This window comes from Microcystis sp. M079S1 (genome assembly GCF_020246425.1).
GTDB lineage: Bacteria > Cyanobacteriota > Cyanobacteriia > Cyanobacteriales > Microcystaceae > Microcystis > Microcystis aeruginosa.
In genome coordinates, this window is record NZ_JADBSZ010000359.1 from 1 (window position 1) to 8,815 (window position 8,815).

An 8,815-nucleotide genomic window follows, 5' to 3' on the forward strand; every position below is an offset into this window, starting at 1 on the left:
GTCGCTTTTTTAGGCTTTAATTGTTAATTTTGTCTGGTTGATTAAGGATTTTTACTTACTTATTTAACCCCCAGAAAAAACTGGATGTAAATTTCTATTTTTCGGGTTCCTTGTTTTTTGGTTCATGAATAATGCAGGCTAGGACGCACAGTGGCCGCAGCCAAGGCGGAAATTGATCGCCTAAAGTCACTTTTTCCCATTATTGACGATCTGCCCGCTATTTATCCCGAATGGGAACGCTTAGTCTTCACCTATTCAGTCAAGGGTGTGCAGGTACATGATGCGAAGCTAGTAGCAGCCGTGTGCATTCATGACCTTACACATATTCTGACCTTTAATGTTGACGATTTTAGCCGTTACCCGGAAATAATCGCCGTTCATCCTGCGACCGTCAGGTGCTAACAATAAGGGTGACTTTTAAGCAAAAACGCGAGCATCCCGAGGACGAACATAAACTTGCTCCCCGACTTGGAGATGCAATTGATCCAGTTGTTCTCGATTCAGATGGGCAATCAGGAGAGAGCGATCGGGTAGAATTAATTCCACATCGATGGCCCAACCCAGATGGATAATGCGCTCGACTTTTGCCGCAATACTAGACCCATTGGGAAAAGAGAGAATTTCTAGGTCGTGGGGACGAATAAAAATCTTGACTCCGTTAGCACCCCCCCCGAGCTGCTCGAATAGTGCAGCCGAGGTCGGTGGCAAAACATTCACCCGGCCGATAAAACTCATCACAAAAGCAGAGGCAGGATGATCGTACACCTGATCGGGAGTTCCCACCTGTTCGATTTTACCCTCATTGAAAATTACGATCTCGTCGGCCACTTCCATGGCTTCCTCCTGGTCGTGGGTGACAAAAACACTGGTGACATGGACCTCCTCGTGTAACTGTCGCAACCAAACTCGTAGCTCTTTTCTAACTTTGGCATCCAAGGCCCCAAAAGGCTCATCTAATAATAATACTTCCGGTTCTACCGCTAAGGCCCGGGCTAGGGCAACCCGTTGACGTTGACCCCCGGATAGTTGGGCCGGATAGCGATCGCCTAATCCCTGCAATTGAATTAAACTCAAGAGATTGTCCACTCGTTTTTGAATGTAGTCCGGGGCAGCTTTGCGAATCTTTAAACCGAAAGCGATATTCTGACGCACCGTCAGGTGTTTAAAAAGCGCATAATGCTGAAAAACAAAGCCAATATTCCTTTTTCTGACATTTAAATTGGTTGTGTCTTTGCCGTTGATGATAATTTTGCCTGTGTCGGGAGGTTCTAATCCTGCGATCGCTCTCAGGAGAGTGGTTTTTCCTGAACCGGACGGCCCCAGCAGTGCCACCAGACGATTCGATTTGATCTCTAGGTTGATGTTGTCTAAAGCAGTAAAGGTGCCGAATTTTTTCGATACTCGCTCGATGATGATGCTCACGGTAGCTAATCCTCTGGCAAAAAAATGTATAGGGTTTGACCGTATTTTAACCATGATTCAATCGCAATCGTATTAAAATACACTTACATTTTACAAGATAGCAAGAAAATTAAGTTTCGATTCGGGAGATCACTGGTTATAAACAGAGACTAAAAGATTAAACAGCGATAAAAGCTTACTAATACTCTTTTTTGCTCTTTTAGTCGGTTCTAAAGGCTTAATTAACTAATTTTGTCCCTTAACCACCAGAAACGCACCGGAGAAAAGAGACAACTGAGGCAAAAATGGACTATTCTTTATTGACAATATTTAGCTTTTTTATCGGAATTGTCGTGGGATTAACGGGAATTGGCGGTTCATCCCTGATTACACCCCTATTGATCTTTGTATTTCAGGTTCCCGCTACCACCGCAGTGGGTTCCGATGTGGTAGCGGCCGGGTTGATGAAAGTGGTCGGCACTGTTCGTCACTGGCAACAGCAAACGATCGAGTTAGAAGTGGTAAAATGGCTAGTAATTGGCAGTGTACCCGGTTCTCTGTTAGGATTAGTCGGTTTTCGCTATTTTCAGCAGAATAGCTCTCTCAATCTCGATCAATGGTTGCCTCCTATCATCGGTCTTGTCTTGATGATCGTGACTGTCCTAGCGGCCCTGGAACTACTAATCTCCTTATTTTTTCCCGATTTGTCCCCTTGGTCCTGGCCAAAATTAGATTTAACCACTCGATCGGGTCAGATAAAAACAACGATATTGGGGGCAGTTTTAGGCTATTTGGTCGGTTTAACCAGTATTTCCAGTGGTTCCTTATTTGCATTGGTCTTGATGACCTTTTTTCAGCTTGATTCTCGCAAATTAGTCGGTACAGATCTATCGCAAGCGTCCATCCTCTTAACCTGTACTTCCATCGGTCATCTGGGATTAGGAACAGTAGACTGGAATCTGGTACTTCCCATCTGGTTAGGTGGGATACCGGGGGTAGTAGTGGGAGCAAGATTATCGGAATATTTCCCCAAAAATGCCCTAAAAATACTGCTTTATACGGTTCTAGTCACGGTCAGTTGGCGCCTACTCCAACCCACCTAACCCCCATAGTTCACTCGAAAGTCATCATACTACCCATCAACAGATCGGGACTGGTGGCGACAAAATAGATAATTCCCGCACCGAGAATCACGATCGCTAAACTAAATAGTAGCACCCATCGATCGGCTGGTTCGTAGGTATCTTCATCTATATCTCGTCTGACTGTAAAATAATGGGCTGTGGTCAAAAATACGGTCAATAAACCCACTAAAGCAAACATTAAGCCCAATTTCCAGCCGTAACCGGGCCGGGGAACCAGAGGAGGATGAAAGGCCCGTAAGCGCAGGATAACCATACCAAAACCCATTAATGCGATCGCTGTTCGCATCCAAGACAGATAGGTGCGTTCATTGGCCAGATGATCGCGGACTCGATTGGGATTGACTTTTTTCGGTTTAATGCTGGTCTTGCTTTCCGTCACTGGTGATTTGAGAAAAAATAACATGATCGAGATGACTAGGGGTCGGTTTCAAGTTGATCGCTTGAGAAGATGATGTTATTCTATGGCACTTGAGTTATAGATGGTATGGAAAAAATCTAAAATCTCTTTTTAGATGTATTTGTATTGAATCAGAAATTAAATAGGGTTTGCCGAATAAATCTAAAAACATTGTTCGATAAGACTTTTAGACCTTTTTGAAATCCAAAAGTACCGGCCATTGGAGTGATCGGGGGGAAAATTCCTGGACTTTTTCCCTGAAAATGGGTAAAACCCTACACCCTACACCCTACACCCTACACCCTGCCCCCAGGAAAAACTTTTTGCCGCAAACCCTAAATAGATTCTGCTTGCTGCTGGAAAAGCGCCCATCCATAGCTTAAGGATAGGGCCAAGAAAGCCAGGGGAAGACTTTCCTTGATCATAAACACACCCAAACCGATCAACACACAGGGGACAAAGTGGCTACCGTGACTGCTAATTAAATTAGCGATCGCCGGTAATTTAGTCAACTGATGAGCAGTAAAACACCAAACACCCACCAAGATCAGAAAAACGCTGACGATAGTGACTAAATTTGGCCAAGTATTACTAGCGAACAGCGGCAGATAAATGCCGATATTATCACTGCCATTGGCGATGGTAATTGCCGCCACAGCACCGGTTTGAGGGGAAAACCAGGCCAGCAAAGGAGAAGACGGTGCTGATTCTACAGCCATCTCCAGATGATTATCCGTCTCGGTTTCTTCTCGCTGCCAGAGACTCCGAATCCCGAAAATCACCGGCAAAAGACCGAGAAAACGAATCCACTGAGCCGGAATCAAGAAACTCCCGAAAAAGCCGGTTAAACTCGCCAAAATCAGCAGGATAAAGCCTAAATACTGACCGATAACGATATGACGACGGCGAAAAAGTTTATTGACCTGGGCGAAAAGAATCGTCAAAATCAGGATGTCATCGAGATTAGTGGCAATAAAGGCCGCTATTGCTGTGGATATGGCAGTAATCATGGTAGTCATGGGATTTTTTTCTTAATCGGCTCTTCTGGTCTCGATCGCCCTACTTCTACTCTAGAAAGAGCCATTAATAAAATCAAATATTCTTTCTTGTTGATTTAATAAATTAAAATGATGGAAAGACCAATAGAGACGGAAAAACTCCTTGCCATGGCCAGAATGACCCTAGATCAACTAGAAATCTTTCTCGCAACTGCCGAACATCTCCACTTCACCAAAGCAGCAGAAGCTTTGTATATCACCCAACCGGCCGTCAGTGCCGCCATTGCCTCCCTAGAAAGTGAATACGGGGTGAAATTATTCCATCGCGTCGGTCGTCACATCGAGATCACGGAAACAGGACGTTTGTTGCAATTAGAAGCGCAACGCATTCTTACCCAGGTGACTTTGACAGAAAGGGGATTGGCGGAATTCAACGACTTGCAACGGGGAGAACTACAATTAGGGTCGAGTTTGACTATTGGTAACTATTGGCTCCCGGCAAAAATTAGCGATTTTCAGGAGCGCTATCCAGCAATTAAGATCAACTGCACCCTAGCTAATACGGAAGAAATCTGTCTGGGTACGGCTAACGGACGTTTTGACCTAGCATTAATCGAGGGGGAAGTCAAGAGTGATTTAACACATTGTTTAGAACAGGAGATCGTCGGCAGCGATCGCCTATTAATTATTGTCGGACGTTCTCATCCCTGGTATAAAAGAGAGGCGATCGAATTACCCGAATTAGTGGAAACCCCTTGGGTAATGCGAGAATCGGGATCGGGAACTCAACAAAGATTCGAGGAAGCTTTACAGAATTGGGGCATCGATTTACGGACATTAAAGGTGACTTTGCTGTTAAATACGGGGGAAATGGTGAAAGCAATCATCGAGAATAGTTCGGCAGCTGCCGGGATTTCCGAATTGATGGTTCAAAAGGAATTAGAATTAGGCACATTGCGATCGATTCGAGTCATCGATACTTCCGGTTTATCCCCTCGCTATCTCGAATTTATGCGCCCTTTTTTAAAAATAAAACACCGTCAGCGCTTTCAACCCCGCATCTGTCAAGTTTTCGAGCAGATGTTGTAATCTGATAGAAGTCGCCGAAAATTAACTAGAGCAAAAATAAAGATATGTAGGGGAAATTATCTTTGGCAAAAGAGATGGGGAACGAGGTAATATAAATCTCTCCTTTTAACTCTCAAAAATTGTCATCTATAATATTTTTAGCCGACAAGTTCTTGGGCTTTCTGAGAAAGAACCTCATCCATCCAAGCATTGATACTTTTACCTTTTTTAGTTGATGCTAAATAGATTTTACGATGAATTTCGGGGGTTGTTTGATAAGGTAGCTTTCCTGAAAAAGGTTGCTCGGGTTCTTCTCCTAATTCTTGGCAAAATTCTAGATAGTCATCAACAGATTCATGAAAACACTGTACAGCTTCTTCAATAGTTTTGCCGTGAAAAGTAATCACATCTTTAATGTCAATGACGATTCCAGAGATCAGATTATCGTCAAAGTCAATTTCAAATTTACCTGTATATCCTTTATAAGTTGTGGTGTACATAGTTTTTGTTTCTCTCAATAAATAATCAATAATTGAGGCAATTAAATGATATTAGCATTTTCTAAAAAGAGGCGTATATCCTTGTCTGAATTGCATTCAGAACTCGCTGTTGCTTTTTGTTCATTGAGTAAGGTTCAGTAACTTTTTTTCGTATTATATCAGTATTTTTAGAAAAAGGAAGACTCTCTACGGTATTATTTAATCTATCAATAGGATTGGTTTGAACCCTTTACTTGTAATATCGTCCTTCGTTGTTCTATACTGGCGGAACCTGTCATCTCCAGGGTTCCTTCCAGCCGACATTTTAGGTAAAGTTCCAATATGAAAGATCAAGCGAATTCCCTGTATGAATCCGACTTCTATGGGTGGACAGAGCTACAAGCGAAAGCTCTGGCCAACCGACAGGTAGAAGCTCTGGACTGGCAAAACTTACGGGAGGAAATCATTTCCTTGGGTAAACAAGAATATCGAGAACTGGTGAGCCGTCTAACCGTTTTGGTAGGACATCTTCTCAAATGGGAATATCAGCCGGATAAACGTTCTCGTAGCTGGTTTTTGACGATTAGAGAACAGAGACGAGGGATCAGACGGCATCTAGAGGGCAATCCTAGTTTAAAATCCCGGATACCGACGGCTTTATCCGATGCTTTCGAGGCCGGAGTCGATTTGGCTTTACGCGAGACGGATTTACCGATACGGACTTTTCCCTCTCACTGTCCCTTCACCTTCGAGAACATCATGGCCGACCATTTCCTCTGCGATACCAGTCAGGATTGGCCGTAAATTTAACGGTTATACCGCCTCAACGGGTATCTGTATCTCAACAAGTAATTTAAATACGCAGGCAGCTGATTCTTTTTTCACTCTCTCCCTTCAATAATTTTAATTTCTTCCTCGCTTAATCCATAGAGTTTATAAACAATTAGATCGATCAATTCGTCGGTGGCGCTTAATTGTTGTTTTAGGGGCAAAAGTTTATCGAGACTGGTTTGATATTCTTTTTCTAAGGTTTCCTGTATTTGACGATCTAGCAAGTTAACGCTAATTTTCTTTTTGTTCTTTTTCAGTATCTCCCACAGTTGATCGCAGCTAAGATGAGGTTCGCTTTTTTGGTAGTCACCGAGATAGTTTTGGATTTTTGATTTGTTGGTTAAATTATCGATCGCACTGCCGATTATTCTCTCTAAATATCTCAAAAAGCTTTTGATTTCTTTTTGTTTTTCCCGATTTATCTCGATCATCTGTTCTGCTAAGTAGGCGAGAATATCATGGACTATATCGGTTTCTTCTCTCCTAATATGTTCCTCGATTTCTTTTAATATTTCTTGCTTTTCTTGATAACTTTTGATAAGTTTCTCTAAACTCTGTTGACGGCGATCGCTTTTGGTGCTAAAAGATATTTTTCGGATGGGGATATTCTCCATGTATTGACCAAAAAATCTTAATCTACCTTGCTTCTCTGTATCCCCCAATACAGCACTGTTTTGAGACATATAAAAGAAAATTAAGCTGGAATTTAAAAGAGCTAGTAAATAATAACTTTGGCTAGGAATTAAATAGGTAGTATTGATTGAGTAAAAGCCATTATTATCTAAAGTAAAGCGCGATTCTTTAGCAATATCTGGATATATAATTTTAGGTTTTTCAAAAATATCGTAATAAGTGCAAGGTCTTAATTCCCACCAAAACTGTCCTTGCTCACATCGTTTTCTAGCTTTTTCTGCAAAACCCTCAAGATGTTTAGTAAGAGAAGGGTATAATGAAGAAAGATAATTCCAAGCTAATTTTTCCTGATCTGTATCTATTTTTTGTTTTGTCCATCCCCAGGGAATCAATAATAAATATAAGTCCCGATTCTTGATTTCATATTTCCTTAAATCATCTCCTACTATTAAAGACTTGATAAATTGTTGATTGTTTGGGTCGGTTTTTACTAAATATTCTTTGATATTTTTGTCAATCACAAATGCTTCGTTACATCCTGTTTTAATTCCCAGATAAATCTGATTGTTTACATATTCACTCAGAAAAACAGCTTTTTTTTGTAATTTTTCGACAATTGTAGCAATCTGATTTTTAGCTAACGACCAACCTTCCACGGACAAGCTATTTTCACATACATAATATGACAGATCATTAATCACATCAATTAAACTATTGAATTTGAGAGACTTAATCTTTGATACTAAAACATTTTGTTGACCTACAATATTATTTTCAATCAGTAGAATAGATGGAAAAGTTGCCGCTTCCGAAAAAACAGGCAATTCTCCAAAATCGATAATTTCTTTTATAGTTGTTTGCTTGGTTAGAAATTGTCTTAATTTCATTCCATAATTAGCACGCATAAATTTATTTGATATAATCAAACCCAAGTGACCTCCTTGCTGTAAGGATAGTAACCCCATTTCGACAAAATAAACGTATAAATCGGCAACTCCATGAAAAGATTGATAATTTTCTTTTAGAAAGGGTTTAATATCTTTTAATCCTTCTTGTCGAACGTAGGGAGGATTACCGATTACTGCATCAAAACCGGGGTTATCCTTCCAAGAAGCGGAATCAAGATCGATAAAAACTTCAGGAAATTCCAGATCCCAATGAAAAAAACGCTTACTTTTATATAAACTAGCTGCTTGGTCTAAAATTCCTTGATCTGAACGAGGTAACTTATCCCAATTAATTGCCGATATATTACCACCGTAGCGCTGCAGAAACTCGATAGCAGTTTTAACCCCAAAAAAGCGAGAAAGGAAAACATCTAATAAACGCTTGTAGGGTTTAGCTTGACTATCAAAATCACGGAATAACTGTTCACTTGTTTCCACTTCAGCAAAAGTCGCATCGCTGAGGGTACTAATTCCCCGCATAATTTCTGCTGCCCGAAGTAACCCAACAAAAGGGCCAGTTAAAAGAGTTAATTGACCACTTTCTTCCTCGATCATAGCGGCTTCTGCGTCCTTAGCGGTAGTTCCGATCAGAGAATTACCACAACGTAAATGATGATCCAAAAAACTCAAAGGTGCGCCCACTGTGAAAGAATGTAACCAGAGACTAACCTTGGCCAATTCTACAGCCATCGGATTGATATCCACCCCATAAATACAGCGCTTCATCACCACTCTCTGTAATAATTGCGTGGGTTCAAGGGTGGGAGAATCGAGATTGACATCCTCACCGCCGGGGCCGGACGGTGATTCCCTACAGATCGAACAAACTTAATTGAACGATCTTCGGATGGGTTGACGCTTCACGGGACGATGCTTCTTTAACAGAAGTCTTACACTTTCCTCCACGTCCGTTTAA

General features: G+C 41.4%; 8 protein-coding genes and 1 pseudogene. 4 read left to right on the forward strand and 5 right to left on the reverse strand.

What is annotated here, in order from left to right; genetic code table 11:
- Positions 1-150 precede the first annotated feature (150 nt).
- Positions 151-402, forward strand: a complete 252-nt coding sequence (locus IM456_RS23065; protein WP_253881032.1) for a type II toxin-antitoxin system VapC family toxin — start codon at positions 151-153, stop codon at positions 400-402.
- 15 nt (positions 403-417) lie between these two features.
- Here IM456_RS23065 and IM456_RS23070 read toward each other — a convergent pair whose 3' ends face one another.
- The gene (locus tag IM456_RS23070) at positions 418-1,422 is read right to left on the reverse strand and encodes a sulfate/molybdate ABC transporter ATP-binding protein (protein ID WP_287692397.1); all 1,005 of its coding nucleotides are present in this window, start codon (positions 1,420-1,422) and stop codon (positions 418-420) included.
- Between the two features lie 284 nt (positions 1,423-1,706).
- Here IM456_RS23070 and IM456_RS23075 point away from each other — a divergent pair, with 284 nt between their 5' ends.
- Positions 1,707-2,504, forward strand: coding sequence for a sulfite exporter TauE/SafE family protein (locus IM456_RS23075; protein WP_012267584.1), 798 nt, complete (start codon positions 1,707-1,709; stop codon positions 2,502-2,504).
- A 10-nt stretch (positions 2,505-2,514) separates the two neighbouring features.
- Here the strand turns inward: IM456_RS23075 and IM456_RS23080 are convergent, their stop codons facing one another.
- Positions 2,515-2,949, reverse strand: a complete 435-nt coding sequence (locus IM456_RS23080) for a YidH family protein (protein ID WP_002762666.1) — start codon at positions 2,947-2,949, stop codon at positions 2,515-2,517.
- 329 nt (positions 2,950-3,278) lie between these two features.
- The gene (locus IM456_RS23085; protein WP_287694806.1) at positions 3,279-3,962 is read right to left on the reverse strand and encodes a cadmium resistance transporter; all 684 of its coding nucleotides are present in this window, start codon (positions 3,960-3,962) and stop codon (positions 3,279-3,281) included.
- Positions 3,963-4,109: 147 nt separating this feature from the next.
- Here IM456_RS23085 and IM456_RS23090 point away from each other — a divergent pair, with 147 nt between their 5' ends.
- Positions 4,110-5,030 (forward strand): LysR substrate-binding domain-containing protein, encoded by a 921-nt coding sequence (locus IM456_RS23090; protein WP_287694812.1) that lies wholly within the window; start codon positions 4,110-4,112, stop codon positions 5,028-5,030.
- Positions 5,031-5,167: 137 nt separating this feature from the next.
- Here IM456_RS23090 and IM456_RS23095 read toward each other — a convergent pair whose 3' ends face one another.
- Positions 5,168-5,509, reverse strand: a complete 342-nt coding sequence (locus IM456_RS23095; protein WP_149985690.1) for a type II toxin-antitoxin system HicB family antitoxin — start codon at positions 5,507-5,509, stop codon at positions 5,168-5,170.
- Positions 5,510-5,830: 321 nt separating this feature from the next.
- Here IM456_RS23095 and IM456_RS23100 point away from each other — a divergent pair, with 321 nt between their 5' ends.
- Positions 5,831-6,292 (forward strand): DUF29 domain-containing protein, encoded by a 462-nt coding sequence (locus tag IM456_RS23100; protein WP_012267590.1) that lies wholly within the window; start codon positions 5,831-5,833, stop codon positions 6,290-6,292.
- Positions 6,293-6,369: 77 nt separating this feature from the next.
- Here the strand turns inward: IM456_RS23100 and IM456_RS23105 are convergent.
- Positions 6,370-8,685, reverse strand: a pseudogene (locus IM456_RS23105) (Eco57I restriction-modification methylase domain-containing protein); the annotation flags it as partial.
- Positions 8,686-8,815 lie beyond the last annotated feature (130 nt).